We start from the raw sequence: 24,808 nt of genomic DNA, 5'->3' as shown, positions 1-24,808 counted from the left end.
CGTGAACTTCGACCTCACCAACGAGCGGACCCGTGCCGCAGACCAGGTCCTGCGGGACCTGTCTCGGCTCGGCGTGAAGCTCCCCAAGTCCATCACCACGATCGACGAGGCCTGCCGCGCTACCCTCGCCGACCTCGAGGCCCTGCAGAGCAAGGCCACCGACGAGGCTCTCGTCGGCCTCGTGGGCAGCTACCTCGCCGGGGACAAGATCGACCCCGAGCAGGTCACCGGGGTCATGCTTGTCTCGACGCTCGCCACCCGCCCTGCCGTCCACGCCAGGATCAAGGGCAACGTCAGCCGCCGGCGGGCGGCCGCGGTCAAGAGCCATGTCGACGAGATCATCGAGGCCATGCGACCCGTGTTCGACGCGGCCGCGAAGGCCCTCGACGACGCGGCGAAGATCCTCGGCGACGTCGACCTCGACGACCTCGAGGCCGTCACCCGCAAGGGCGGCGACGCGGCCGAGCAGTGGAAGCGCGCCACCGAGGCCGAGAAGAAGATCGGGGCCGTCACCGACATCATCGGCCGGCTCGGGACCGTCGGCGGCTACCCCGGGTCGAACGATCCTCGCGAGCGGAAGCTCGCCATCTTCGACGCCGAGCTCGACGGGTACAGGCACGTCGGCAACCAGACCCGCGCGTGGGAGCTCCGCAAGCACGGGACCCTCGCCCTGGGCACCCCCGAGGAGTTCCGGCGCCGGAAGGCCGTCATCGACGAGCAGTGGTCCCGCCACCCCGACAACCCCTCCACCCGCATCCCCCGGGGTGTCGGGCAGATCCCCGCTGCCACGATCGGAGTCCAGTGATGAGCACCCCCGCCCCCGACAACACCCCGGTGTCCGACGAGGCCGCACGGGCATTCCTCGGCCTGCCTCCCGCGGCCGAGCGTCCTGAGCGCTCGGCCGAGGAGCTCGTCGCGATGAAGTTCTTCGGTCTCAGGGACAGCGAGGACGACTACAGCTAGACCACTCGCGCGCTGCCGCTGGTCGAGAGACGCACCGGCCGCGCGTGAGGCCCGACCTCGAGGACGGCCACCGCAACGACGCCCACGAGGACGAGGACGAGGACGAGGACGACGAGGATGCCAGCACCAGGTGCTCGAGCGCACCACGATCACCAGCCACGCACCACCGCGACGACCACCTCGACGGAGACCAGCAGCACGTGCGCCTCGGTCATACGCAACGCGCACGAGGTCGACCTCGACGTGCCCGACCCTTACGGACACACACAGGCCGCGTTCGCCCGCGTCGTGCACACCGTCGAGGCCGCCGAGCCCGCCACCATCGCCGAGCTCGACGACGGGGAGGCCGACGGCCGCGCCCTCAGAGGACCCAGGGGACCGAGGCCCCTCCTAGACCTCTCTCGCCTCTACGGGCATAGGCAAGATACCTGACCGCGACCTGAGTGATTCGACCTATTTCCGACCCTCCTGAAAGGAATCGCCGACATGGAACACAAGACACCACCTGGACTCAAGGCCGGTGGCCGGCGCCTGTGGCGCTCGGTCACCGAGGAGTTCGAGCTCGCCGAGCACGAGCTGTCTGTCCTGCTCGAGGCCGCCCGCACGGTCGACGCGCTGGCCGAGCTGGAGAAGATCATCAGGGCCGAGGGCGTCACGAACGTCTCCCCGCAGGGGCTGCGCGCGCACCCGGCGCTCGTGGAGGCCCGGCAGCAGCGGGTCACGCTGGCCAAGCTCGTGGCGTCGCTGCGGATCCCGCTGGACGACGAGCAGGGCGAGGGACGGCTCCCTCAGCAGCGCTCCGGGGTCCGCAAGGCATCGCTGAGCGTGGCCCGATGAGGCGCCGCACCCGTGCCGACCGCGGGCTCGTGCCCGACGTCCCGGTCGAGCTGCGGGAGTTCCGTGACGAGGACTGGCCCCAGGGCACGCAATACCGACGGTTCCAGGCGTGGTTCGACCGTCGACTCGAGTGGGAGCGCGAGCACGACGATCCCGACGTCCGGGCGGCGCTGGACCAGTACCCGGTCCCCGACGGCCCGTTCGACCTCTCGGAGATCTGACGTGCGACGCAAGCGACGCGACATCGGCGGGGTCCCTGCCCGGCTGCTCGTCTTCGATCCCGCGCACTGGCCGGGCCGCTCGTGGCGGGACCGGTTCGATGCCTGGCGCTCCTCCCTCGAGGAGTTCGACGCTGAGCACGGATGGCCCGCCGGCCGGCTGGACATGTTCTACCGGACCGTGATGACCCGACAGCTGCACGAGAAGCGCGCGCTGCACCGTGGCGTCACCGAGCACTTCGGACTGCCGCCCGAGCGGTGACCGCTACGGCCGCGGATCGGTCATCATCCCAGCGTTGGAGCGGCACGCCCTGTTCGTGCACTTCCGCTTGGGCAGCCAGTGACCGCCGGCGTCGGCCAAGCTCGACACGTCGTTCCATCCCACGACCACGACTCGGGAACCGCACACCGCGCAGGGCTCGGGCCTGTAGTTCTTTTTCTCGGCAGTAGTCATCGAGTCGGCCATGCTCGGGACCGTACCGCCCTCCACCGGCTCCCGCGCGATGTCCACCGCGCTCGTGCTGAGCGACGCGGGGCGTCGGGAGAGCGGGCGCTGGAAGCGCGGCAGTGTCGCTATTACCGAATCCGGTAATAGCGGGAGCACGTGGTGCAACGCGATCAACCTGGCGGGCACCGTCCTTGACCACGCTCCCGACTCTATCCGTCACGGCGTGTTCCCTTGTGACGGATGCAGGGCCGTGGCACTATCTGTCACATGCCAGTGACGTGTGACGTTTGTGGGGATGAGTTCGATCCTGTTCGGGCCGATGCGCGGTACTGCTCGGGCCGCTGTCGCACGCAGGCGTACCGGGTGCGCCTCGAGGGAGAGAAGCCCAAGCGTCGGCGCAGGCCGCTGCCGGATGCGTTCCACGATGCGAGCTACGACCTCCGCCGGGTCGTCGAGCGGCTCGAGCGGCTCGCGGGCGACGAGCGCTTGCCGCGCAACCGGGCGGCGCTGTCCGAGCGGGAGTACCACGACCTGGCCCGCAGCCGTGAGGCGATCGACCGAGTCCTCGACATCCTCGGAGAGCCGTCACCGACGACCTGGCCGTGACGGGTTCGGGATCGCTATTAACGGATCCGTGAATAACGCGAGGCTCGGAGGCCGGCGGCACCACAGAGTCGGTCACCGAACGGCGCGGAGCCCTGCGGGCACTCTTCGCCCTGAGCATCCCCCGACCCTTCGGGTCACCCCCGAACTTGCCCACGGACCAGCACCCCTACCGCGTCGGGCCACGACGAGCGGCCCGCCCCCGAATCGGGAGCGAGCTTCGCCGTGACACCCGCTCGGGCCCTGAGCAGGTGAGGCCGCACGCCGTTCGTGCAGCTGATTGACCGGACCCTCCTGAGTTCGCGCGGGGAGGGCAGGAACGCGCCGAGAGACTCACTGCGAGCCGCTCAGGGAGGCCCAGGGGAGTGGATCGAGCCCACACCCCTGGACGACCCTCAGCGGCCCGCTACGGGCGCGCGGAGCTCGTCGACCCGGGCGCGTGCGCTGGCGACGGCGCGCAGGACGGCGTGCGCGTATGCCTCCGCCTCGTCGAGCGTCAGCTCGGTGTTGTGCTCCTCGCTCTCGCAGGCGCCCAGCAGGGCGATGTGCGGGGCGTGGCCGGGAGCGACGACGGGCTCGACGGCGATCCGCTCGAGGTCGGTCCGGCGCACGGTGTCCGGCAGGCCGCCGGGCTCGAGGTCGACGAGGTAGGTCGGTCCCACGATGCCCGTCCACGAGCCTTGCCAGTCCTCCGCGACGTAGGCGCGGGAGACCGGTCGAGGGTCCACGGCGTCCTCGGCCTGCTGGGCGAGCTCGAGCAGGGCGGTCCCGATCTCGCGTGCCTGCGCGGCCGTGATGACGTCCTGTGCGCCGCCCTCGAGCCACACACCGACCGGCTCGTCGGGCTCCACGCCGTCGTGGTTCTCGACGTCGGAGACATACGCCTCGAGGGACCCTCCGCGGTAGGAGAGCCTGACGGGCGTGGATCGGTGGATCGTCCACACCCCGTCGTCGGTCGTGCACACGTCGGGGTCGCACCAGGGTCGGTGCGTCGGGATCGAGGTCGTGGTGGTCACCGGTCCGTCCCCTCGAGCAGGTCCGCGGTCTCCACGATCGACCGGGCCAGCGACCGAGCCTCGGCGGCCGTAAGTCGGAGCTCGACGTCATCGGCCACGCTGTAGAGCACGACCGCCGCCGGCTCGCGAGGCCCGGCCCAGCAGAAGACGTCCACCTGCCGGGCGTGCCATCCGCCCTGGACGTCATCCCACATCGGGGCCAGGCTGCGAACCGTGCTGTCGTCCTCGGACTGACACCGCTGATCGTCGACGTGGACCTCGTCGCCGTGCCCGTCCCCGTCGCGACACCAGGGCTGGCAGACGATCGGCGGAACTTTCGGGCGGGTCGTGGTGGTCGGCATGGTCTTGGTCCCCTCCGAGAGGTTCGGGACCGGAGTAGGACAGCACTTCACGAACCTGCGTTGTCGCAGGTCACGAATGGTTGGCCGGAGAATCCCCCATCCTCCGCCGATGTGACGTCCCAGGACATCGCGAACGGCCGGTCCCCTGCAGCGGGGGCCGGCCGTTTCGTCGTTCGGTCGTACGGGGCCGGGGCGACGGGGCTGCTTCGGACGTCCCGGCGGACCGCGTCGACGGGCGACCGCGCCGCGTGCCCACGCCTGTCGTCGACCCGCGTCCACGACCCGGTCACTGTGCGGCACCCCACTGTTCGCGCTGGTCACAGTTGATAGATTGGACGGTGCTGCACGCACAGGAAGTTCGTCGTCGTCGAGGGAGGCGAAATGACCGCCCAGTCCTCGCAGGCGCCCGTCCTCCTGCCGGTCCCGACGGTGCCGTCGGCCGCAGACCGTGGCACCACGCCCGGCACCCCGCTCCCGGCCGGCGCCCGCGGCCTGCCCGACCGGTTCGGCCGCCGCGCCACCGACCTGCGGGTCTCACTGACGGACCGCTGCAACCTGCGCTGCACGTACTGCATGCCGGCCGAGGGCCTCGACTGGCTCCCCACGCCGGACGTGCTGACGGACGAGGAGGTGGTCCGCCTCGTCACCATCGCCGTGCGCGACCTGGGGGTGCGCACGGTCCGGTTCACCGGCGGTGAGCCGCTGCTGCGGCGCGGCCTCGAGCACATCATCGCGGGCACCGCGGCGCTGCGGGACCACGACGGGAACAAGCCGGACATCGCGCTGACGACCAACGCCCTCGGCCTGGACAAGCGCATCGACTCGCTCGTCGACGCCGGCCTCGACCGCGTCAACATCTCGATCGACTCCCTCGACCGCGAGCGGTACGCCGCGGCCGCGCGCCGCGACCGGCTGCACGACGCGCTGAGGTCGCTCGACGCCGTCGACCGCGTGGGGATCCGACCGGTGAAGATCAACGCCGTCCCCCAGGCCGGCTCCTACCGCGACGACGCGCCCGAGCTCCTGCGCTTCTGCCTCGAGCGCGGCTACCAGCTGCGGTTCATCGAGTACATGCCGATCGGCCCGCGCGAGTCGTGGAAGCGCGGCGAGGTCGTCACCGCCCAGGACCTGCGCGACGCCCTGACGGACGCCGGGTTCACCCTCACCCAGCGGCCCGGCCCCCGGGGCTCCGCCCCCGCCGAGGTCGAGGACGTCACGGCGCCGGGCCTGCCGGACGGGACGGTCGGCCTCGTCGCGTCGGTCAGCGAGCCGTTCTGCGCGGCCTGCACCCGCACCCGCATCACCGCCGACGGCCAGGTCCGTTCCTGCCTGTTCGCCACGTCCGAGACCGACCTGCGCGGCCTGCTCCGCGACGGCTCCGACGACGCCGCCGTCTCGCGCCGCTGGCAGGAGGCCATGTGGGGCAAGCCCCGCGCCCACGGCTTCGGCACCGACGACTCCTTCGCCGCCCCGTCCCGCACGATGTCCGCCATTGGAGGCTGACGTGACCACAGAGGCCACGCCCACGACGACGACAACCCTCACGACCACCGTCCGGTTCTTCGCCGGCGCCGCGGAGGCGGCCGGCACGGGCACCACCACGGTCGAGGTCCCGGCCGGCGCGACCGTCGACACGGTCGTCGCCGCGCTGCGGGAGGGCGCCGACGAGCGCCTGAGCAAGGTCCTCGACGTGGCGACCTGGCTCCTCGACGGCCGCCGCACCGAGGGCTCCGCCGAGGTGCCCGCGGGCGCGACGGTCGACTGCCTCCCCCCGTTCGCGGGCGGCTGAGCACGTGGCACGGCGCGTCGCCGCCGACGTCCTCGACACCCCGCTCGACCCGACGGCCCTAACCGAGGCGTGCGCGGACGACCGCTGCGGCGCCGTCGCATCGTTCTCCGGCGTGGTCCGCGACCACGACGGCGGCCGCGGCGTCACCGGCATCGCCTACAGCTCCCACCCCGACGCGGCGCGGTTCCTCGCCGAGGTCGTCGACGAGTTCCTCGACCGGCCCGGCATCCACGCCGTCGGCGCGCAGCACCGGGTGGGCGACCTCGCGATCGGGGACCACGCGCTGATCGCCGCCGTCGCGGGCGAGCACCGCGCCGAGACGTTCGCCGCCCTGGCCGAGCTGATCGAGCAGATCAAGTCCCGCGTGCCGATCTGGAAGCACCAGGCCTTCACCGACGGATCCACCGAATGGAGCGAACTGCCGTGAGTCCCGCCCCCGCACCGCTGCCGTCGCTCGAGATCCCGCTCGGCCGGCCGCTCGAGCCCCTGCCGCCGGGCGCGTACGACCGCCACCGCCGGTCGCTGCTCGTCGAGGGCTACGGCGAGCGCGGGCAGCAGCGGCTCGCGGCGGCGCGGATCCTCGTCGTCGGGACCGGGGGTCTGGGTTCGCCCGTGCTGTTCTACCTGGCGGCGATGGGCGTGGGCACGATCTACGTCTCCGACGCCGACGAGGTCGAGCTCAACAACCTCCAGCGGCAGTTCATCCACACCGAGGCCACCGTCGGCACGCTCAAAGCCGACTCGGCCGCGGCGGCGCTGCGGGCGCTCAACTCCGAGATCGAGATCGTGCCGATGGGGCCGGCGACCACGGATTCGCTCGACGCGCTGCGCGACGACATCGACCTCGTCATGGAGTGCTCCGACGTCTTCGCCACGAAGTACCTGGTCGGCGACTGGTGCGCCGCGAACGGGAAGCCGCTCGTGTGGGCGAGCGTGATGGCGATGATCTGGCAGGCCTCGGTGTTCTGGACGGCGCCGCCCGCCCCGTGGCGGCCGCTCGGCCTGCGGGACCTGCACGCCAAGGCGCCGGCAGCCGGCACCGTGCAGACCTCCCACGAGATCGGGGTGCTCGGCCCCGTCGTCGGGCAGGTCGCCTCCACCCAGGCCGTCGAGGCCGTCAAGCTCATCGTCGGGACCGGGTCGCCGCTCTTCGGACGGGTGCTCGTCGGGGACGCGCGCACGCAGCAGATCGACCAGCTCGAGTACGCGGTCCCTCGGGAGGACGCATGAGCCCGCTCGTCGACGTCGAGACCCACCTCGGCCGCATCCTCGACACGGCACGCGAGGTCGTCGCCGCCCAGCCGGAGCGCACCCTCGAGCGAGTGCCGCTCGGCGAGGCGCGCGGCCGCGTGCTGGCCGCCGATGTCGAGGCGCTCGCTCCGGTCCCCCCGTTCACCAACTCGTCGATGGACGGGTTCACCGTGCGCGCGGCGGACCTCGCGGACCTGCCCGACGACGCCCTCGAGCTCCCCGTCGAAGGCGACGTCGCGGCCGGCGCCGTCGGCTCCCCGCTCGCGGCCGGCACGGCCCAGCGGATCATGACCGGCGCGCCGATCCCCGAGGGCGCCGACGCCGTGGTCCCCGTCGAGGCCACCGACCACTCCCCCGGGCCCGGGCCCGCCCCCGCGCGCGTCCGCCTGTCCGAGCGGCCGGCCGCCGGCGCCTACCTCCGCCACCGCGGGGAGGACGTGGCCGTGGGCGACCAGGTGCTCACCGCCGGCACCCTGCTCGCGCCTGCCCAGGTCGCGGCCGCGGCGTCGGTGGGGCACAGCAGCCTCACCGTGGCGCGCCGGCCGCGGGTCCTCGTCGTCACCACCGGGGACGAGCTCGTCGCCCCGGGCGAGATCCCCGGCGAGGGCCACATCCCCGACTCGAACTCGCTCCTCCTCGCGGGGCTCGTCGCCGAGGCGGGCGGGACGACCGTGCACGGGCGCAGCCGGGACGACGTCGACGCCTTCCTCACCACCCTCGATACCTCGCTGCCCGAGGTCGACCTCGTCGTCACGGCCGGGGGCGTCTCGGCCGGCGCCCACGAGGTGGTGCGGCAGAGCCTCGAGACTCGCGGCATCGACTTCCTCGGGGTCGCGATGCAGCCCGGCAAGCCGCAGGGCTTCGGGACGGTGGCCGACTCCACCGGACGGCGCGTCCCGGTGGTCGCGCTGCCCGGCAACCCCGTGAGCGTGTTCGTCACGTTCCACGTGCTCGTGCGCCCACTCCTCGCAGTGCTCACCGGCGCGGACCCGGACCGGCGGACGTTCGAGGTCGTGGCCGGCCGCGACTGGCCGACGCCCCCGGGCCGGCGCCAGTACGCCCCGGTGGTCCTCTCCCGCGGGGAGGACGGGGAGATCCTCGCCGAGCCGCCGCACCCGCAGGGCGCCAAGTCGCACTTCGCCGCCACCCTCGCGCTGGCCGACGCGCTCGCGATCGTGCCCGCCGAGGTGGACGGTGTGCGGACGGGGGACCGCCTTGAGGCGTTCGGTGTCCGAGGATGGAGCGCATGAGCGAGCTGACCCACCTGCGCGCGGACGGCACGGCCTACATGGTCGACGTCACCGCCAAGACCCCGACCGTGCGCGAGGCGACCGCCGCCGCCACGGTGACCTGCGCCCCGGAGACGATGGACGCGCTTCGCGCCGGTGGCGTCCCCAAGGGCGACGTGCTGGCCGTCGCGCGCATCGCCGGCATCCAGGGGGCCAAGAAGACCCCCGAGCTCCTGCCCCTCGCGCACGTCATCGGCGTGCACGGCGCGAGCGTGGATCTCGCCCTCGACGACGACGCGATCGCGATCCGTGCGACCGTCCGGACCGCCGACCGCACCGGCGTCGAGATGGAGGCGCTCACCGCTGTGACGGTCGCCGCGCTCACGGTGGTCGACATGCTCAAGGGCATCGACCGCACGGTGGCGATCCGCGACGCGATGATCGTGGCGAAGTCCGGCGGGCGGTCCGGGGACTGGGTGCGGCCCGAGGGCTGACGGTCCTCCCGGGCGACACGGAGCGGGCCGCGCGCCTCGCGCGCGGCGGGCGAACGACGCGGAGGCTGAGGCCCGCGCGAGGGCGTGTGCTCGGGCGACTCCCGTCAGGACGCCGCGACCCGCAGCTTGCTGCGCACCGGCACCTCGGCCGGACCGTGGATCGGCGTGCTCAGCTCGCCGAGCGGCAGGCCGCTGCCGCCCCACCGTGCGGCGACGATCTCCGCGCCGATCGAGACCGCGGTCTCCTCGGGCGTGCGCGCGCCGAGGTCGAGCCCGATCGGCGACCGCAGCCTGGCGAGCTGGCCCTCGGTCACGCCGTGCTCGCGCAGCCGGGCGTTGCGGTCCTCGTGGGTACGCCGGCTTCCCATGACCCCGATGTAGGCGGCGTCGGTCCCGAGCGCCTCCAGCAGGACGGGGACGTCAAACTTCGGGTCGTGCGTGAGGACGCAGAGCACCGTGCGCTCGTCGAGGTCCGTGGCCGAGGCCAGGTAGTCGTGCGGCCAGGCGCAGACGACCTCGTCGGCCTCGGGGAACCGCGCACGGGTGGCGAACACCGGTCGGGCGTCGCACACGGTCACGCGGTAGCCGAGGAACCTCCCGAGGCGGGCGAGCGCGCCGGCGAAGTCGATCGCGCCGAAGACGATCATCCGGGGCGGTGGTGCGTAGGACTCGACGAACACCGTGACGTCACCCTTGCGCCCCTCGCCGTCCCGGCCCAGGTGGATCGTGCGGGTGGCACCGTTCTGCAGGAGACCGAGCGCGTCGCTGACGATCGCCCGGTCGAGGAAGTAGTTCCCCGTCGACCCATGCCGCTCACCGTCGACCATGAGCATCATGGTCCCCGGCCGCTGGCCGTCGACCACGGTGGCGACGACGGCGGGTGTCCGCGCCTCGACCGCCTCGGCAAGACGGGCAACGACACCGTCGGACGGGTCCACCCGGCGCACGAGGACCTCGAGCTCGCCCCCGCACGTGAGCCCGACGGCGAACGCCTCGTCGTCGCTCACCCCGTACCGGACCACCTCGGCGACTCCGGTCTCGAGCGCCTCCTGGCAGCGCAGGTAGAGGTCGCCCTCGACGCAGCCGCCGGACACGCTGCCGACGACGCGACCGTCCGCGTGCACCGCCATCGATGCGCCCGCCTGTCGCGGCGACGACCGCCACGTGTCGATGACGGTGGCGACCGCGTACGGCTCGTCCCAGCCGCGGACCGCGTCGAGGATGTCCTTCATCGAGTTCTCCTTCAACGATTGGTTCGGGCGTGCGGCGGCAGGGAACTGCCGCCGCACGCCCGTGAGATCAGGCCTCCTCGCGGCGCATGAAGTCCTTCGGCTCGAGGACGAGCGAGGTGACGACCCCGATGACGAGCGACCAGAAGGGCGCCGAGATGTGGAACAGGGTCAGTCCGCTCATGGCGACGACGAGTGCGACGAGCGCTCCGATCTGGAAGCGCTTGTCCCGGAAGCTCGACTGGAACGCCTGGAGCAGCACGCCGATCATGGCCAGTCCGGCGAGCGCCGCGGTGAGCTCGGGCGGCAACGTGCTGACCGCCCCGACGGCCACGCTGGCAAGCACACCGAACAGGACGAAGAGGATGCCGTTGATGACGGCGGCGGCGTAGCGACCGTCCTTGTCCTCCCCCGCCTGCTCCGAGGAACAGATCGCGGTCATGGGCCCCGCGATGTTCGCGTTGTGCCCGCCGAAGAGGGGCGCGAGGATGCCGCCCACTCCGCTGATGATCGTCATCGAGTTGAACGGCGGCCGGTACCGCTCGACCATGAGCACACCCATCGCCTGCGCGTTCTCGGCGCCGATGACGAGCAGGGCGAGCGGGACGCCGACGGCGAGGATCGCGCCGAGGCTGAAGGACGGCATGACGAGCTCGGGGGCGGTGAGCACGAGCCCGCCCGGCAGCGGCGTGAACGATCCGGTGATCGCCGCGGCGACCGCGCCGAAGACGAGCGCACCGACGACGCCCGGGACCTTCTTGATGAACCGCGAGAGCAGCAGGTACCCGACGATCGCGGAACCGACCACGACGGGGAGAGCCTGGGCGGCGTCGACGACCCCGGTGCCGAACCTGATGAGCGCCCCGGCGATCATCGCCATGACGATCGGGAAGGGGAGCCAGGTGGCGACCTTCCGCACGAGGCCGGTCAGACCGATGACGAGGACGATGACGCCGGCCGCGATGAACGCTCCGACCATCTCCCCGAACGTGTAGTCGGCCAGCGCTGCGACGACGAGGACAGCTCCCGGGATGCTGTACGCCCCGACGATCGGCAGCTTGTAGTACAGCGCCATGACGAACGAGATGAGCCCGCCGAAGACGTAGATTCCGAAGATCCACGACGAGATCTGGACATCCGTCAGGCCGTTGGCCTGCCCGCCGTTGATGACGATGAGTGCCGGACCGGTGCACCCGAAGATGGCGGCGACGAACGCGGCGCCGATGGTCGAGATGTTGAGGTGCTTGGGCAGGTCACGCAGACCGGACGCGAAGCCGGGCCCACCTTCGACGAGAGTTCGCTCGACGACGGTGGGTGTGGGTTCCTGATCGTGCTCCTGCTCGTGGATCGTCATGATGCGCTGGACTCCTTCGTCTCGATACGCAGCTGGTAGTCGCCGGCCAGGAGCTTGCGGCGCAGGATCTTCCCGACCGGGCTCTTGGGGATGGCGGAGATGACGAGGACCTTCTTGGGCCTCTTGTACTGCGAGAGGGGAGCCTCGTTCCGGCTCCACTCCTGAAGCTCGGCCGCGAAGGCGGTCGGGTCGACCCCGTCGTCGCTGGGAACGACGAACGCGGTGACGGCCTGGCCCCACTTCTCGTCCTTGAGACCGACGACGGCGACCTCGGACACGCCGGGGTGGCGTGAGAGGACGTCCTCGACCTCGATGGGGTGGACGTTCTCCCCGCCCGTGATGATCATGTCGTCGACCCGCCCGTCGACCCAGAGGTCGCCGTCGGCGTCGATGTGCCCGAGGTCGCCCGTGTGGTACCACCGACCGCGGATCGACTTCGCGTCCGCGTCGGGTCGCTTCCAGTAGCCCTGGAACGCCTCGTCGGAGTCGAGTGAGGCGACGATCTCTCCGACGACGTCGACGGGCAGCTGCTCGTGGACGTCCGTCGAGCCGGGGTCGACCACACGGAGGCGGGAGTAGAGCCCGGGACGGCCGGCGCTGCCGGGCTTGCGGGCGGCGTTCTCCTCGATGGCGAAGGTGTAGACCTCGCTGGAGCCGTAGTGGTTGACGAAGACCTCGGGCTCGATGGCCTTCTCGAGCTGCTCGCACAGGGTCGACGTCATCGCCGCACCTGCGAAGGCCAACTTGCGCACGGACCGCCCGACCCGGTCGAGCTGCCCGGTCTGCGCGAGGGCCCAGAAGGCGGTCGGCACGAGGTAGAGGGCCGAGATCTCCTCGGCCTCGATGAGCTCGACAGCCTTCGGGGCGTTGTAGACAGGCATCTCGACGAACGTGCCGCCGACGATGAGCATCGACTGCAGCGAGCGCAGGCCCATCGTGTGGTACATCGGCATGGCGCCGAGCGTGGACTCGCCATACTGGTAGCTGCACTGCATGACGTGCGCTGCCGAGGCGGCGAACTCGTTGCGCTGGGTGCGCGGCACACCCTTGGGCTTCGCCGTGGTCCCGGACGTGTAGAGCATGACGGCCGGGTCGTCCTCGGTGACGACGATGTCCGGGGCCTCGGTACCCGCCTCGGCGACCGCGGTCTCGAAGTCCTGCGCGCCGGCGAGAGGCTCCGAGCCGGCGTGCAGGAGCACCGGGGCGACGGTCGCCATCCCGAGGGCCTCCTCGGCGACGGCCCGGGCAAGGTCGTCGACGACGACCACCTTGGGCTCGGCGTCATCGAGGCAGTAGGCGAGCTCAGGCCCGGAGAGCCGGATGTTGAACGGGGTCGAGAGCACCCCGAGCTTCTGCAGGGCGAGGTGGGTCGAGGCCATGACCTCCGAGTTCGACAGGAACATCGCCACCCGGTCGCCCGGCTGCACGCCGAGCGCCAGCACGGCGTTGGCGATCTGATTCGTGCGCTCGTCCCACTCGCGATACGTCATGCGCCTCGACCCCGCGAATCCGAGCCGGTCGGGGAACCGCTCCGCGGTCCAGGCGAGCGTGCGTCCGATCTCCATCGATCAGTTCCTCCTCGTGATGCGGTTGACGACGCCGCGCAGGCGCGCGGCGGTGAGCTGCGTGACCATGGCGATCGCGCTCGGCGGTGCGGTGGTGACGGGCTCCTCGCCGCGCGCGGTGGCGTCCAGCGCGCGTGTGAACTGCCCGAACATCTCTCGACTCACGTCCCCCGCGAGGGACCGCCCGAACTGGGCGATCCGTCCTGTCATGTGAAGGTCGGCCTCGGCATGGACGGCGCTGCCCTCACCGTCCGGCGAGACGGAGAGGAGGACCTCGGCCTGCACGTTCCCGCCGCCCGCGTCCTCGGCCTGGGCGAGCGCGACGATCCGTCGGTCGGTCTCGTCCCGCTCGGCCACGTGGATGTCCCCGACGAAGGCGAGCTTGACCGGGCCGAGCGCCACACGGATGCGGCCCTTGTAGCGGTCGTCCCCGAGGTCGGCGACGAGCTCGGCGCCCGGCAGGCAGCGGGCGAGCCGATCGGTGTCCGCCATGACGGCCCACAGCTCGTCCGGGGTGGCCCGGACCTGCTCGTCGACCTCGATCGCCACGGTCGGCTCGGTCTGCGGCATACGGATCTCGACGGGACCGGTGTCCTCGTCCTCCGCGTGCTCCGCGGCGGCGGACGCACGCCCGCCCACGTTGTCGCGCGGGAGGAGCGCGGCCGAGGCGCAGTTGCGGGGCGCCGGGACGCCGTCCGGATGCTCCTCGGCGACCTCGGCGACCGCGTCCATGATGTTGCGATACCCCGTGCAGCGGCACAGGACGCCGGACATCTTCTCCGGCAGCTCCTCGCGGTCGATCCCGGGCTCGTGGTCGAGCAGGTCGTAGGCGCTCATCAGCTGGCCGGGCGTGCAGAACCCGCACTGGAGCGCGTGGTGCTTGCCGAAGGACTCCTGGAGCGGGTGGAGGTCGTCCGGCTTGCCGAGGCCCTCGACCGTCATGATCTCGGCGCCCTCGAGCTGGCAGGCCAGGAGGAGGCAGGCCCGCGCGGCGTCGCCGTCGACCACGACGGTGCACATCCCGCACACCCCGTGCTCGCAGCCGATGTGCGTGCCCGTGAGGCCGAGGTGGTCGCGCAGCGCGTCCGAGAGCGTGACGCGGGGCGCGACGTCGACGGTGGCGGGGCGGCCGTTGACGGTGAAGGAGACCCGCAGGGTCTCCCCCGCCTCGACCCTGAGGGTCTCGGACGCAGCTTCCTCCTGTCGCCCGGAGCGGCCGGTGAGGCGGTCGAGCGTGGCGGACAACGGGCGTGGGGGGTTCATGCGGCGACGCTCCGGAGGGTCGAGGTGTACGCGCGGGCCAGCTCGCGGGCGGCGAGCGTGCGGACGAGCCGACGCCGGTAGGCGGGCGACCCGCTCGAGTCGCCCCCGGTCGTCACGACGTCGGCGGCCATGGCGTCGGTCGCCTCGGTCAGCCGGGACGCCAGGTCGGTGGCCGAGCCGTCGGAACGCGTGATGGCCTCGGCCAGCGCGGGGCCGAGGTCCCGGCGCTGCGGGCGGTCGGAGACACCGAAGCTCGTGACGTGGGCGTCGCGGATCTCGCCGTCGCGGGTCCGCACCCGGACACCGACGCCCGCGAGGGCGAAGTCGCCGTGCCGGCGCGCGACCTCGGAGAACCCGAACCCTTCGCCCCGCCCCGGCAGGGGCATCCGCACCGAGGTCACGACGTCGGTCGGCCCCAGCGCCGTCGTCATCGCGCCGACGAAGAAGTCGTCTGCCGCGACCTGACGCCGGCCGTCCGGCCCTGCGACGTCGAGCGTGGCCCCGAGGCACAGCGCGACCGCCGGGAGCTCCGACGAGGGGTCGGCGTGTGCGAGCGAGCCGCACACCGTGCCCCGGCTGCGGATCTCCCGGTGGCCGATCCACGGCAGCGCCTGGCTGAGCAGCGGAACGGTGCCTCGGTACTCACGCTCGATGCGCCGCTGGCGGACGGCCGCCCCGATCCGCAGGACGCCGTCGGACACACCGACCTGACCGAGCTCGGGGACCTGGGTGATGTCGACGAGGGTCCCCGGCCGGCCGAGCCGCATCGCGAGGACGGGGACGAGCGACTGTCCACCGGCGATGACCTTGCCGCCGCCCTGCTCGTCCGCTGCGACGAGCTCGGCGACGACGTCCGCCAGCCGGGTCGGACGGACGTAGGCGAAGGGGGCGGCCTTCATGTCAGCGGCCCTCGAAGACCGGCGAGCGCTTCTCGGTGAACGCGGCGACGCCCTCGGCGAAGTCGTGGGTCGCGCGCAGCATCGAGTACGACTTGCGCTCGAGCTCGACACCGGTGGCCAGTGGGCCGTCGATCCCGCGGTCGAGGACCTCCTTGGCGGTGCGCAGGGCGACCGGCGAGTAGCCCAGCAGCGTCGACACGATGCGCTCGACCTCGGCCTCGAGCCCGTCCCGGTCCTCGGACACCGACGCGAGCAGGCCCCAGTCGAGACCCTGCTGCGCCTTGATCCGCTCGGCCGTGAGCACGTGGTACTTGGCCCGCGAGAGCCCGATGAGGCGGGCGAGCCGCTGCGTCCCGCCGCTGCCCGGCATCATCCCGAGCCGCATCTCGGGCAGCGCGAACTCCGAACGAGCGGTCGCGAGGCGGATGTCGGTCGACAGGGCGAGCTCGAAGCCGACGCCGAAGCAGTAGCCGTCCACCGCGGTGATGACGGGCTTGGGCGAGCGCGCCGGCGCGGTGATGTCCTGGCCGAGGTCGGTGAGGTCGAACGGCTCGACCTCCATGAAGCCGGCGATGTCACCACCCGAGGTGAAGTGCTCGCCCTCGCCCCGGATGACGACGACGCCGATGTTCTTGTCGGCGTCGATCTCGGCGAACCGCTCCGCCATGAGCGCGCGGGTCTCCATCGTCACGATGTTGAAGCGCCCGTGGTCGAGCGTGAGGTTGGCGACGCGGCCGTCGTGGCTGCGCTCGAGTCGGATGTCTCCACCGGTCAGGGGCATGTCGGCTCTCTTCCTTCGTGGGTCAGCGGGAGGTGGTCAGCAGGTCGTGGATGACGTTGCCGTGGAGCGGGAGGCGCGAGATCTCGACGTCGTGCTCGGACAGCGCGTCCTCGACGGCGTTGGCGACCGCGACGGGGAAGCTCATCGAGCTCCCCTCGCCGGAGCCCTTCGCGCCGAGGCGGGTCACCGGGGACGGCGTGACGATCCGGTTCCCCACGAGGGGGAACATCGCCTCGGCCGACGTCGGCACGAGGTAGTCCATGAACGTCGAGGTCGGCTGGCCGGACTCGGTGTAGGCCATCTCCTCGTAGAGCGCGCCACCGAGCCCGTGGACGATCGCGCCGTGCACCTGGCCCTCGATGAGGAGGGGGTTGAGCACGGTCCCCGCGTCGTGCACGCCGGTCACCTTCTCGATGGAGATCTCGTAGGTCTCCGGGTCGATCCGGACCTGGACGAGCTCGGCCACGAATCCGTAGCACAGCGAGGAGTTGACCTGGTCCGTGCGCGAGGGGGCCTTCGCCTCGGGCGGGGTGAAGGCCGCCTCGGCGTAGAGGGACGCGTCCACGCCATCCGGCAGCGAGCCCGGGTCCCAGTGCACGACCCCCGCCGCGTGGCGGAACTTCACCGACCGGTCGGGCTCGGCAGCCACGCGGACGAGGCCGTCGGCGAGCTCGAGCTCGTGCGGCTCGGCCTGGAGGAGGACGCTCGCGGCCACCTTGATCGAGGCCGAGATCCGATCGGTCGCCTCGACGATCGCGGAGGTCAGCAGCGGCGAGAACCGCGAGGAGTAGCTGCCCGAGGTCACTGTCCACGGGGTGCTGTCGGTGTCCATGTCGACCTTGGGGACCACCTGCTCGAGCGGCAGGCCGAGCTGGTCGGCGACGACCTGACGGGCGACGGTCGCGTGCCCCTGACCCTGCGGGACGGTGCCGAGGAGGACCGAGACCACCCCGAACGGGTCGACCGTGACGCGGACGTGCTCGGTCGACCCGGACTTGTCCCGCCCCGGCGGGCGGTCCTCCGCCGGCGTGGCAAGACCGACGTAGCCGATGTTCGTCGCGGAGGGCTCGACGACGAGAGCGACCCCGCTGCCGACGAGCTCACCCCGGGCGCGCGCCTCGGCCTGCTCGGCGCGCAGCTGCGCGTAGCCCGTCGACTCGAGCAGCATCTCGACGGCTCTCTCGTAGTCCCCGGAGTCGTAGATGCCGCCCGTCGGCGTGGCGTACGGGAACGAGCCGGTGCGCACGAGGTTGCGGCGGCGCAGCTCGACCGGATCGGTGCCGATCGTGCGCGCGATCTTGTCCATCACGCGCTCGAGCCCGAAGTAGAGCTGCTGTCCGCCGAAGCCCCGGTTGAGCCCGGTGGGCGTCTTGTTCGTGACGACGGCGCGGGACCGCAGCCGGACGGCGTCGATCCGGTAGGCCCCGGTGATGTTGCCGAAGCAGCGGTAGAGGGTCGCGGGTTCCGGGGGTCGGAGGTAGGCGCCGACGTTCTCGGTGAAGTCGACATCGAGCGCCTGGACCATCCCGTCGGCGTCGATGGCGGCGGAGAAGCGCATGAGCCGGTCCGAGCCGGCCGAGCTCGCGAGCAGGTGCTCGTTGCGGTCCTCGGTCCAGCGCACGGGGCGCCCCGCGTGCCGGCTCGCGAGCGCCATGAGCGCGATGTACGGGTAGATGCCGGCCTTGATGCCGAAGCTCCCCCCGTTGTCCTCGGGCACGATCAGCCGGAGCTGGGCGGGCCCGATCCCGAGCGCGCCGGACAGGACCGGGACCATGGAGAACGGGCCGTGGAAGTTGGAGTACGCGGTCACGTGCGGACCGTCGGCCTCGTCGCGCCACTCGGCGACCACCGAGTAGCACTCCATCGGGGTCGACGAGTACCGCGGGAAGCTGTACTCGCCGGTGACCACGCGGTCGGCGGCGGCGAACGCGTCGTCGATCTCGCCGAACGTGAAGGTGCGATCGCTGGCCACGTTGCTGTCCGCCGTGTCGTGCAGCAGCGGCGCGTCGGGCTCGAGCGCCTTCGCGGTGTCGACTACTGCGGGAAGCAGCTCGTAGTCGACCCGGACGAGCTCGGCGGCGTCCTCCGCGGTGTACCGGTCGGTCGCGACGACGACCGCGACCGGCTCACCGACGAACCGCACCTTGTCCGTGCCCGTGGGGTAGTACGGCATGGGGGCCCGCAGCGAGAGCGGGAACGGCTTGAGCGTCTCGAGCACCTCGTCGGGACCGATGACGGCAGCGACGCCGGGGTACGCGCGCGCCCGCTCGAGGTCGACCGACCGGATGTAGGCGTGCGGGTGCGGACTGCGCACCACGGCGGCGACAAGCGTGCCGGGCAGCGGGTCGAGGTCGTCGAGGAATCGCCCGCGACCCGTGAGCAGCGCGGGGTCCTCGAGGCGCGCGAGGCCCTGCCCCACGAACTTCTCCCGTCCCGGCTCGTCCCCGGTCATGCGTCCTCCGTCCGTGGAGGCGTCGTCGCCTTCCACCATCTGTTCCATATGGTCCGTCCCGGAGGATGAACCTAGAGTACGGTCGACGGCATGTCAAAGGTGCGGCTCTCGACGACGTCCTACGTCGTCCTCGGACTCATCGGGCTGCGCGGTCCGTCCACCTCGTACGACCTCAAGCGGGCCGTCGGCAGGTCGGTCGGCTACTTCTGGCCCTTCCCCCACGCCCAGCTCTACTCCGAGCCCCGCCGGCTCGTGGAGGCCGGCCTCCTCGAGGTCGAGGCCGAGTCCGCGGGGCGGCGCCGCCAGACCTTCTCCCTCTCCCCGGCCGGACGCTCCGAGCTCAGGCGCTGGCTCGCCGAGCCCGCGACGGACCCGATGCAGATCCGCGACGTCGCCGAGCTCAAGCTCTTCCTCGGCGAGCTCGCCACGGACGACGACACGCTGCGGCTCGCCGAGGAGCAGATCCAGCAGCACTCCGAGCGCCTCGGTGTCTACGACGACATGGCTGCCCGGTACGAGGGCGATCCGCGACTCGCCCCGCGACTGCGCTCCCTGCGGCTCGGGCAGCGCATCGAGCGTGCGGCCCTGGAGTTCTGGACGGAGCTCGCCGACGAGCTCGGCGCGCAGGTCGAGCGGCGGCAGGGGGCATGAGCGGCGGCGTCCACGCGCCGGAGACGGGGAGCGGCCCGCGCGCGGTGCTCCTGCACTGCGACGCCGCCACGGGTGCGTCGGGGTGGCGCATGCAGCGGGGGCTTGCGAAGCGGTGGACGCTCGTGACGCCGGACCGCCCCGGCTACGGCCGCAGCCCGCGCGTACAGGTCGACTTCGAGGCGGAGGCGCCCGGGCACGCACAGCTCCTCGACGGCGACGCGCACCTCGTGGGGCACTCGAACGGGGGCGTCTCAGCAATGTACGTCGCCGCCCTCGCCCCGCACGCCGTCCGGTCGCTCACCCTGGTCGAGCCGCCCGCCTTCGGCGTCTCCGATGCCCCTGCGGTGGTGGAGACCCGCGAGCGCCTCATGGCGCTGTGGGCGGAACAGGTCGAGGACCCCTTCGAGTTCTGGGACCGCTTCTCCCGCACGATCGGCGAGCGCCCGTGGCCACGGCCACCGCTTCCCGCCGCGCTCGAGGACGGCGTCCGCGCCGTCATGGGCTCCCGCGGCCCCTGGGAGGCGCGGCCCGAGCTCGCCGCCCTCCGTGCGGCACCGTTCCCCGTACTCGTCGTCTCCGGCGGGCACCATGCCGGGTTCGAGGCGGTGGCCGACACGCTCGCTGCCGGCACGGGGGCCGAACGTGCGGTGCTGCCCGGGCGGAACCACATGGTGCCGCTGGTCGGCGAGCCGTTCAGCGCTCTCGTCGAGGACTTCTGGCTGCGGGCCGACGCCGCGGCCGGGCGGGCGGCGGGAGACGCGGACGCTCAGGCCTCACCCGCGGCCGAGTGGGTCTCCGACAGCTCGAGATAGGTCTCGGCGTTCCGACGGATCGCCTCGACCTCGTCGTCGGTGGTCTGTCGGCGCACCTTGCCCGGGACCCCCGCGACGAGCGAGCGCGGCGGGATCTCCGTGCCCTCGAGGACGACCGCCCCCGCGGCGATGAGACTGCCGGCCCCGATCCGGGCGCCCGTGAGCACGACCGCGCCCATGCCGATGAGCACGTCGTCCTCGATCTCGGCGGCGTGGACCACGGCGTTGTGCCCGACGGACACGCCCTCGCCGATGCGGGTGGAGTGCCCGACCTCGACGTGGACGCTCACGTTGTCCTGGATGTTGCTCCGCGCACCGAGGACGATCTCCTGGCCGTCGAGGTCCGCCCGCAGCACGGCGCCGTACCAGACGCTCGATCGCTCGCCGGCGCGAACGCGGCCGACCAGGGTCGAGCCGGGGGCGACGAACGCGTCGGGCGCGATCTCGGGCGCGGCGCCGTCGGGCAGCGACAGGACCTGCGCGGAGCGGGCGGTGTTCTCGGGCATCGGGTTCTCCTCGACGTCGACGGTCGTGCCATCCAATCATCGCGTCCTCCCCCATCGTCACCGCGGGGTGTCGACGTCCTCACCCCCGGCCAGGTCGCCGCACTCGACCAGCCGGACCTCCTGGGTGCGCAGGTAGGGGGCTGCGCCGTCGTCGTCGGTCAGTTCCGCCAGCAGGGGGCCAAGGTGCGCGGCCGGGACCACGACCGGGTGCCGGGCCCGCCCGGCGAACGAGGCCCGGACGAGGTCGTCGTCGGCGGCGGCGAGGACCCGCGCCACGACGTCGGGCCCGATGTCCGGGTAGTCGACGAGGTGGATCGCCATGCGCCGGGTCCCCGCCGGCACCGCGTCGAGACCGGCGCGCAGCGAGGCGCCGATCCCCCGCTCCCACCCGGGGCAGTGCACCTTGGCCGCGCCGTCCGGCAGCTCGGGCCTGGCCGCACCGGTGACGACGAGGACCTCGTCGCACCCGCCGACGCGGAGCGCGTCGACGCCGTGCGCGAGCCAGCCCGGCACGAGGATCTTCGGCATGCCGTAGCGCCGCCCCGCACCGGCGGCGAGCAGCATGCCGACCGTCGGACCCGGGTCGTGCGCCCTGCTCGTCACCATGCGGTCAGCCTCCCCCGGTCGCAGCCCCGCGCCAAGTCCGCACCACCCGTCGCGACTCGCACCACCGACCGCCGCTCGCGACACACGCACGTGGGTCCACAGGCGCGCCGCTCGGGCCACCCGGAGAGAACTGTCCACGTGTCGTCCCCCGTCATCGCGCGTCCTCGTGATGAACTACGGTCACGCATCTACCAGGGACGGTAGGTCCCGGGTACACCGACGAACCTGGAGGGAGACCCCCGATGGTCAGCAACGACGCGACTACCAGCCCCACGAGGCCGCACGCGACCGTGCCCGGGGACGACCTCCAGGGCGCACCCTCGGCACTCTCGCCCGACGCCGCCTGGATGCTCCCGCCCAGCGAGCTGGTCGACGACGTCGAGTCGTCGTTCCGCACTGCCGCGATCACGACCCCACCGCCGTACGGGGGCCTGCGGTACACGGCCGACTGGTGGGAGTCCCGCGCCACCCACTGACGACGCCGGCACCGCGCGTCTCCGGCGCGGCGCATCGCAGGCACCACCCGCTTTCTGCGTCCCGGCCGTCAGCGGTCCGCCCAGACAGTTCCGTCGTCGTCGCTCGTGACGAACCGTTCGACGCTGACCTGGACGACGTCCGAGTCGAGCCCCGGCCAGCCGGGCGGGACGTCGACGTCGAGCGTCTGACCGTCGTCGAGCTCGACCTCGAGGCGGATCGCGCCGATCGAGGCCGTCACCGCGACCGGGCGGGCTCTCAGCACGCCGGGGCCGTCGTCCAGGCTCGCCCGGGCGTCCGCGGCTCGCACGTGCACGAGGCATCGACCCCCGGCGGGCGCGTCGCCGTCCGACCCGGAGCGCGCAGCCGTACCTCCGCCCGCCCCGTCGGAGGCCGTCCCGACGCCGATGAGCTCGACCCCGGCGACCGCAACCCCACCGCCGGCCGTCCGCTCGCCGACGAGCGAGGTCACCCCGGTGAGGCGGCGCCCGAAGCCCGAGCGCGGCGCCGCGAGGAACTCCGCCACGGGCGCGGACTCGGCGACGCGGCCGTCGGTGAGCACGACGACATGGTCCGCGAGCGTGGCCACGTCGAGCAGGTTGTGGGTGACGAGGATGCCGGTGCGACCGCGCATGACGTCACGGACCACCGCCCGGACCTCGGCGGCCGCCCCCACGTCGAGGGCAGCGAACGGCTCGTCGAGCAGGAGCACGTCGGGATCGACCGACAGCGCCCGCGCGAGCGCCACCCGGGCGCGCTGCCCACCGCTCAGCGTGCCGACGCGGCGGTCCGCCAGGTGCGCGGCACCGACACGGCGCAGCGCCGCCCGCGCCTGCTCCCGGGCGGGCTGGGTGCGCGCGCCGCGGATGCGCGGCCCGAGCGCGACGGCGTCGACCGCCCTCTGACTGACCAGGAGCCCGGGGTTCTGGCTGAGCAGGGCCGTCCTCGGCGCGATCGCACCGGCGGGGCCGTTCGTGGCGGGTGTGCCGTCAGCCTCGTCGGTGCCGTACGCGGGATTCGAGCCGACGCCGGCGCGCACGTCGGTCTCGGCGTCGGGCAGCAGTCCGGCGAGGGCGGACACGAAGGTCGATTTCCCCGCGCCGTTGGGCCCGACCACCGCGACGACGGAGCCGGCCGGGACGGTCACCTCGACGTCGACGTCCCGGACGGGGTGGGCGACGCGGACGTCGAGCCCGACCGGTCCCGGATCGGTCCCTGCACCGGCGCCCTTAGCCGCACTCTCGGCAGAAGAAGGCTCGGCACGCGAGCTCCCACCCGCACTCTCGGCAGAAGGAGAGTCGACGCGCGGGCTTCCCACCGCGTCGTCGGCGTCGGAGGGACGGGCGGTCGGCAGCGGCACCCGATCGTCGTCGTCGGGCTCGGGATCGTCCTCGACGCCCCGACGCGAACCGCCGGCGGCGAGCCGGCCCGCGAGCCACATGCCGGAGCCGATGAGCACGATCGCTGTGAGGATGAGGACGAGCGCCAAGGCATACGCGCCCTCGGGGTCGGAGACGCGGGAGAGGTAGATCGCCGTCGGCATCGTCTGCGTCTCGCCGGGCAGGGAGCCGGCGAACGTGAGGGTCGCGCCGAACTCTCCGAGGGCCCGGGCGGCGGCGAGCGCCGCGCCGGTGACGATTGCGGGTGCGACCGCGGGAAGGATGATCCGCACCAGCACCGTCCAGCGCCCCGCACCGAGGGCGCGCGCGGCGTCGGCCGGCGCCGGGTCGAGCACGCGGAGGGCCGACTCGACCGTCACCACCACGTAGGGCAGCGCGACGAAGACCTGCGCGAGGACGACGGCGGTGGTCGTGAAGCCGATGTCGAGGCCGATCGCGCCGAGCACCGCGCCCACCGGCGAGTTGCGCCCGATGGTCGCCACGAGGGCGAGGCCGGCCACCACGGGCGGCAGCGTGAGCGGCAGGAGGACGAGGAGCCGCGCCACCGGGGCGAGTCGCGCCTGCCCGGACAGCCACAGCGCGAGCGGCACGCCGAGGAGCATCGTCACCACGGCCGCCGTGGCCGAGGTGCGCAGCGAGAGCCACAGGGCCTCGAGCAGGTCGGGACGCCGGAGGGTCTCCGGCAGGCCGGCCCAGTCCACCCGGGAGACGAGCCCCAGCAGGGGGACGACCAGGCAGGCGAGACCGAGGAGCCCGACGGCGACGACCGCCGGGTGCCGGCCCGCCCCACCGACCGCGGCGGACGGTGGGGCCGCGGCCGGGCGGGGGGAGCTGGTGCGGGTCACGGGCGGCCGAAACCCTCCTCGTCGAGGCTCGAGCGCACGTCCTCGGACAGGAAGTGGTCGAGCAGGCTCTGCGCGTCCTCGCCCGCGTCCGCGGTGAGCGCGACCTGCGAGACGTTGACGACCTCGTCGGCCTGGTCGAGCTCGACGAACTCGAGGTCGCCGACGTCGGTCTGGTAGACGATGCCGACGTCGGCCTCGCCCGTCTCGACCTTGCCGACCGTGTCGGTGACGTTGGGCTCGAGGGAGACCGGGTCGTACTCCGCGCCGCTGAGCTCGGCGAGCGACTCGGTCGCGGTCCCGCAGGGCACCTCGGGGGCGCACACCACGAGCCGGTCGGAGCCCCACGCGTCGTCGCTCGTCTCGATACCGCCGGGGTTGTCCGGGGCGAGCGCCGCGACGAGCGTGTTCGAGGCGAGGTCGGTCGGGTCCTCGGCCGCACCCTCCTCGACCGCCCGCTCCATCGTGGGCGTGTTCGCGGTGACGAGCAGGTCACCGGGCGCGCCCTCGACGAGCTGGTCGACGAGGTCGTTCGAGCCGCCGCCGACGACGGAGACCTCGACACCCGACGTCTCCGTCCACTCGTCGGCCGCGGCCGTGAGGACGTCGACCATGGAGGCGGCGACGTAGATCGTCAGCCCGCCGCCGTCGCCACCGCCGGCGCCGTCCGAGCCGGACTCGCCCTCGTCGTCGCCCGACCCGCAGGCGGTGAGCGTGAGGGCGACCGAGAGCGCGCCGGCGGCGTACGCCACCCGTCCGATGCTGCGTCGCACGACAACCATCCG

Annotated in this window: 28 protein-coding genes; 15 read left to right on the top strand and 13 right to left on the bottom strand. The window is 72.7% G+C overall.

Features of this window, described 5'->3' with window-relative positions; genetic code table 11:
* The first annotated feature begins 1 nt into the window (after nt 1).
* The 6 genes from ACZLMO_RS00600 (at nt 2) to ACZLMO_RS00575 (ending at nt 3,072) form a co-directional block, all read left to right on the top strand.
* Nucleotides 2–805 (top strand): hypothetical protein, encoded by an 804-nt coding sequence (locus ACZLMO_RS00600; protein ID WP_463652589.1) that lies wholly within the window; start codon nt 2–4, stop codon nt 803–805.
* Nucleotides 805–963: a hypothetical protein gene (locus tag ACZLMO_RS00595; protein WP_463652588.1), complete on the top strand. Its 159-nt coding sequence runs from the start codon at nt 805–807 to the stop codon at nt 961–963. The genes ACZLMO_RS00600 and ACZLMO_RS00595 overlap by 1 nt, the downstream gene beginning before the upstream one ends.
* 486 nt (nt 964–1,449) lie before the next feature.
* The gene (locus ACZLMO_RS00590; RefSeq protein WP_463652587.1) at nt 1,450–1,800 is read left to right on the top strand and encodes a terminase; all 351 of its coding nucleotides are present in this window, start codon (nt 1,450–1,452) and stop codon (nt 1,798–1,800) included.
* Entirely contained in the window at nt 1,797–2,021 is a 225-nt protein-coding gene (locus ACZLMO_RS00585) for a hypothetical protein (protein WP_463652586.1), read from the top strand. The genes ACZLMO_RS00590 and ACZLMO_RS00585 overlap by 4 nt, the downstream gene beginning before the upstream one ends.
* A 1-nt stretch (nt 2,022) precedes the next feature.
* Nucleotides 2,023–2,280, top strand: a complete 258-nt coding sequence (locus ACZLMO_RS00580; protein WP_463652585.1) for a hypothetical protein — start codon at nt 2,023–2,025, stop codon at nt 2,278–2,280.
* A 549-nt stretch (nt 2,281–2,829) separates the two neighbouring features.
* The gene (locus ACZLMO_RS00575) at nt 2,830–3,072 is read left to right on the top strand and encodes a hypothetical protein (RefSeq protein ID WP_425714343.1); all 243 of its coding nucleotides are present in this window, start codon (nt 2,830–2,832) and stop codon (nt 3,070–3,072) included.
* A 392-nt stretch (nt 3,073–3,464) separates the two neighbouring features.
* Here the strand turns inward: ACZLMO_RS00575 and ACZLMO_RS00570 are convergent, their stop codons facing one another.
* Nucleotides 3,465–4,085, bottom strand: coding sequence for a hypothetical protein (locus ACZLMO_RS00570; RefSeq protein WP_463652584.1), 621 nt, complete (start codon nt 4,083–4,085; stop codon nt 3,465–3,467).
* Complete coding sequence (locus ACZLMO_RS00565) at nt 4,082–4,426, bottom strand: DUF6907 domain-containing protein (protein WP_463652583.1); 345 nt, start codon at nt 4,424–4,426, stop codon at nt 4,082–4,084. The genes ACZLMO_RS00570 and ACZLMO_RS00565 overlap by 4 nt, the downstream gene beginning before the upstream one ends.
* Nucleotides 4,427–4,807: 381 nt before the next feature.
* Between ACZLMO_RS00565 and moaA the strand changes: the two genes are divergently transcribed.
* The 6 genes from moaA to moaC are packed head-to-tail and all read left to right on the top strand — an operon-like array spanning nt 4,808 to nt 9,189.
* A complete protein-coding gene (moaA, locus tag ACZLMO_RS00560; protein ID WP_463652582.1) occupies nt 4,808–5,929 on the top strand; it encodes a GTP 3',8-cyclase MoaA in 1,122 nt (373 codons plus the stop codon).
* Between the two features lies 1 nt (nt 5,930).
* Nucleotides 5,931–6,215 carry a MoaD/ThiS family protein gene (locus tag ACZLMO_RS00555; RefSeq protein WP_463652581.1) on the top strand — a complete coding sequence of 95 codons (285 nt, stop codon included), beginning with the start codon at nt 5,931–5,933 and terminating at the stop codon, nt 6,213–6,215.
* Between the two features lie 4 nt (nt 6,216–6,219).
* Nucleotides 6,220–6,642 (top strand): molybdenum cofactor biosynthesis protein MoaE, encoded by a 423-nt coding sequence (locus ACZLMO_RS00550; protein WP_463652580.1) that lies wholly within the window; start codon nt 6,220–6,222, stop codon nt 6,640–6,642.
* Nucleotides 6,639–7,445 (top strand): HesA/MoeB/ThiF family protein, encoded by an 807-nt coding sequence (locus ACZLMO_RS00545; protein ID WP_463652579.1) that lies wholly within the window; start codon nt 6,639–6,641, stop codon nt 7,443–7,445. Before ACZLMO_RS00550 ends, ACZLMO_RS00545 begins: the two co-directional genes overlap by 4 nt.
* A complete protein-coding gene (locus ACZLMO_RS00540) occupies nt 7,442–8,716 on the top strand; it encodes a molybdopterin molybdotransferase MoeA (RefSeq protein WP_463652578.1) in 1,275 nt (424 codons plus the stop codon). The genes ACZLMO_RS00545 and ACZLMO_RS00540 overlap by 4 nt, the downstream gene beginning before the upstream one ends.
* The gene (moaC, locus tag ACZLMO_RS00535) at nt 8,713–9,189 is read left to right on the top strand and encodes a cyclic pyranopterin monophosphate synthase MoaC (RefSeq protein ID WP_463652577.1); all 477 of its coding nucleotides are present in this window, start codon (nt 8,713–8,715) and stop codon (nt 9,187–9,189) included. The genes ACZLMO_RS00540 and moaC overlap by 4 nt, the downstream gene beginning before the upstream one ends.
* A 104-nt stretch (nt 9,190–9,293) precedes the next feature.
* On the opposite strand, the gene ACZLMO_RS00530 is transcribed toward moaC, so the two are convergent.
* The 7 genes from ACZLMO_RS00530 to ACZLMO_RS00500 form a co-directional block, all read right to left on the bottom strand.
* Nucleotides 9,294–10,421, bottom strand: a complete 1,128-nt coding sequence (locus ACZLMO_RS00530) for an XdhC family protein (protein WP_463652576.1) — start codon at nt 10,419–10,421, stop codon at nt 9,294–9,296.
* 67 nt (nt 10,422–10,488) lie between these two features.
* Nucleotides 10,489–11,772 (bottom strand): benzoate/H(+) symporter BenE family transporter, encoded by a 1,284-nt coding sequence (locus ACZLMO_RS00525; protein WP_463652575.1) that lies wholly within the window; start codon nt 11,770–11,772, stop codon nt 10,489–10,491.
* Nucleotides 11,769–13,337 (bottom strand): class I adenylate-forming enzyme family protein, encoded by a 1,569-nt coding sequence (locus tag ACZLMO_RS00520; RefSeq protein WP_463652574.1) that lies wholly within the window; start codon nt 13,335–13,337, stop codon nt 11,769–11,771. The genes ACZLMO_RS00525 and ACZLMO_RS00520 overlap by 4 nt, the downstream gene beginning before the upstream one ends.
* Nucleotides 13,338–13,340: 3 nt before the next feature.
* On the bottom strand, nt 13,341–14,600 hold the full coding sequence (locus ACZLMO_RS00515) for a 2Fe-2S iron-sulfur cluster-binding protein (RefSeq protein WP_463652573.1): 1,260 nt from the start codon (nt 14,598–14,600) through the stop codon (nt 13,341–13,343).
* Nucleotides 14,597–15,499, bottom strand: a complete 903-nt coding sequence (locus ACZLMO_RS00510; RefSeq protein WP_463652572.1) for an FAD binding domain-containing protein — start codon at nt 15,497–15,499, stop codon at nt 14,597–14,599. Before ACZLMO_RS00510 ends, ACZLMO_RS00515 begins: the two co-directional genes overlap by 4 nt.
* Nucleotide 15,500: 1 nt before the next feature.
* Complete coding sequence (locus ACZLMO_RS00505; RefSeq protein ID WP_425714323.1) at nt 15,501–16,280, bottom strand: enoyl-CoA hydratase/isomerase family protein; 780 nt, start codon at nt 16,278–16,280, stop codon at nt 15,501–15,503.
* Nucleotides 16,281–16,302: 22 nt separating this feature from the next.
* On the bottom strand, nt 16,303–18,732 hold the full coding sequence (locus ACZLMO_RS00500; RefSeq protein WP_463652571.1) for a xanthine dehydrogenase family protein molybdopterin-binding subunit: 2,430 nt from the start codon (nt 18,730–18,732) through the stop codon (nt 16,303–16,305).
* Nucleotides 18,733–18,822: 90 nt separating this feature from the next.
* Here ACZLMO_RS00500 and ACZLMO_RS00495 point away from each other — a divergent pair, with 90 nt between their 5' ends.
* Together ACZLMO_RS00495 and ACZLMO_RS00490 are read left to right on the top strand one after the other, a co-directional pair.
* A complete protein-coding gene (locus tag ACZLMO_RS00495) occupies nt 18,823–19,383 on the top strand; it encodes a helix-turn-helix transcriptional regulator (protein WP_463652570.1) in 561 nt (186 codons plus the stop codon).
* Nucleotides 19,380–20,195 carry an alpha/beta fold hydrolase gene (locus ACZLMO_RS00490; RefSeq protein ID WP_463652569.1) on the top strand — a complete coding sequence of 272 codons (816 nt, stop codon included), beginning with the start codon at nt 19,380–19,382 and terminating at the stop codon, nt 20,193–20,195. Before ACZLMO_RS00495 ends, ACZLMO_RS00490 begins: the two co-directional genes overlap by 4 nt.
* On the opposite strand, the gene ACZLMO_RS00485 is transcribed toward ACZLMO_RS00490, so the two are convergent.
* Nucleotides 20,150–20,701, bottom strand: coding sequence for a gamma carbonic anhydrase family protein (locus ACZLMO_RS00485; RefSeq protein ID WP_463652737.1), 552 nt, complete (start codon nt 20,699–20,701; stop codon nt 20,150–20,152). The two genes, ACZLMO_RS00490 and ACZLMO_RS00485, sit on opposite strands and share 46 nt — an antisense overlap.
* 57 nt (nt 20,702–20,758) lie before the next feature.
* The gene (locus ACZLMO_RS00480; RefSeq protein ID WP_425714316.1) at nt 20,759–21,307 is read right to left on the bottom strand and encodes a nucleotidyltransferase family protein; all 549 of its coding nucleotides are present in this window, start codon (nt 21,305–21,307) and stop codon (nt 20,759–20,761) included.
* 242 nt (nt 21,308–21,549) lie between these two features.
* On the opposite strand from ACZLMO_RS00480, the gene ACZLMO_RS00475 reads away from it, so the two are divergent.
* Nucleotides 21,550–21,783 (top strand): hypothetical protein, encoded by a 234-nt coding sequence (locus ACZLMO_RS00475; RefSeq protein ID WP_463652568.1) that lies wholly within the window; start codon nt 21,550–21,552, stop codon nt 21,781–21,783.
* Between the two features lie 68 nt (nt 21,784–21,851).
* On the opposite strand, the gene modB is transcribed toward ACZLMO_RS00475, so the two are convergent.
* Both modB and modA read right to left on the bottom strand, forming a co-directional pair.
* Nucleotides 21,852–24,026: a molybdate ABC transporter permease subunit gene (modB, locus tag ACZLMO_RS00470; protein WP_425714314.1), complete on the bottom strand. Its 2,175-nt coding sequence runs from the start codon at nt 24,024–24,026 to the stop codon at nt 21,852–21,854.
* Nucleotides 24,023–24,796: a molybdate ABC transporter substrate-binding protein gene (gene modA, locus ACZLMO_RS00465; protein WP_425714313.1), complete on the bottom strand. Its 774-nt coding sequence runs from the start codon at nt 24,794–24,796 to the stop codon at nt 24,023–24,025. Before modA ends, modB begins: the two co-directional genes overlap by 4 nt.
* Nucleotides 24,797–24,808: the final 12 nt, after the last annotated feature.

The sequence above is a fragment of the Georgenia sp. G2120 genome, from assembly GCF_055326485.1.
The sequence above is the reverse complement of the archived record's forward strand: the minus strand, read 5'-3'. Positions and strand labels throughout refer to the sequence as shown.

What these genes read in the sequence shown, in the direction of transcription:
- ACZLMO_RS00495 (WP_463652570.1), top strand. Translation starts at nt 18,823, where the DNA reads ATGTCAAAGGTGCGGCTCTCGACGACGTCCTACGTCGTCCTCGGACTC.
- ACZLMO_RS00500 (WP_463652571.1), bottom strand. Translation starts at nt 18,732, where the DNA reads ATGACCGGGGACGAGCCGGGACGGGAGAAGTTCGTGGGGCAGGGCCTC.
- moaC (WP_463652577.1), top strand. Translation starts at nt 8,713, where the DNA reads ATGAGCGAGCTGACCCACCTGCGCGCGGACGGCACGGCCTACATGGTC.
- ACZLMO_RS00475 (WP_463652568.1), top strand. Translation starts at nt 21,550, where the DNA reads ATGGTCAGCAACGACGCGACTACCAGCCCCACGAGGCCGCACGCGACC.
- ACZLMO_RS00505 (WP_425714323.1), bottom strand. Translation starts at nt 16,280, where the DNA reads ATGCCCCTGACCGGTGGAGACATCCGACTCGAGCGCAGCCACGACGGC.
- ACZLMO_RS00490 (WP_463652569.1), top strand. Translation starts at nt 19,380, where the DNA reads ATGAGCGGCGGCGTCCACGCGCCGGAGACGGGGAGCGGCCCGCGCGCG.
- ACZLMO_RS00520 (WP_463652574.1), bottom strand. Translation starts at nt 13,337, where the DNA reads ATGGAGATCGGACGCACGCTCGCCTGGACCGCGGAGCGGTTCCCCGAC.
- ACZLMO_RS00515 (WP_463652573.1), bottom strand. Translation starts at nt 14,600, where the DNA reads ATGAACCCCCCACGCCCGTTGTCCGCCACGCTCGACCGCCTCACCGGC.
- ACZLMO_RS00540 (WP_463652578.1), top strand. Translation starts at nt 7,442, where the DNA reads ATGAGCCCGCTCGTCGACGTCGAGACCCACCTCGGCCGCATCCTCGAC.
- ACZLMO_RS00585 (WP_463652586.1), top strand. Translation starts at nt 1,797, where the DNA reads ATGAGGCGCCGCACCCGTGCCGACCGCGGGCTCGTGCCCGACGTCCCG.
- ACZLMO_RS00485 (WP_463652737.1), bottom strand. Translation starts at nt 20,701, where the DNA reads ATGCCCGAGAACACCGCCCGCTCCGCGCAGGTCCTGTCGCTGCCCGAC.
- ACZLMO_RS00525 (WP_463652575.1), bottom strand. Translation starts at nt 11,772, where the DNA reads ATGACGATCCACGAGCAGGAGCACGATCAGGAACCCACACCCACCGTC.
- ACZLMO_RS00530 (WP_463652576.1), bottom strand. Translation starts at nt 10,421, where the DNA reads ATGAAGGACATCCTCGACGCGGTCCGCGGCTGGGACGAGCCGTACGCG.
- moaA (WP_463652582.1), top strand. Translation starts at nt 4,808, where the DNA reads ATGACCGCCCAGTCCTCGCAGGCGCCCGTCCTCCTGCCGGTCCCGACG.
- ACZLMO_RS00510 (WP_463652572.1), bottom strand. Translation starts at nt 15,499, where the DNA reads ATGAAGGCCGCCCCCTTCGCCTACGTCCGTCCGACCCGGCTGGCGGAC.
- ACZLMO_RS00590 (WP_463652587.1), top strand. Translation starts at nt 1,450, where the DNA reads ATGGAACACAAGACACCACCTGGACTCAAGGCCGGTGGCCGGCGCCTG.
- ACZLMO_RS00480 (WP_425714316.1), bottom strand. Translation starts at nt 21,307, where the DNA reads ATGGTGACGAGCAGGGCGCACGACCCGGGTCCGACGGTCGGCATGCTG.
- ACZLMO_RS00565 (WP_463652583.1), bottom strand. Translation starts at nt 4,426, where the DNA reads ATGCCGACCACCACGACCCGCCCGAAAGTTCCGCCGATCGTCTGCCAG.
- ACZLMO_RS00595 (WP_463652588.1), top strand. Translation starts at nt 805, where the DNA reads ATGAGCACCCCCGCCCCCGACAACACCCCGGTGTCCGACGAGGCCGCA.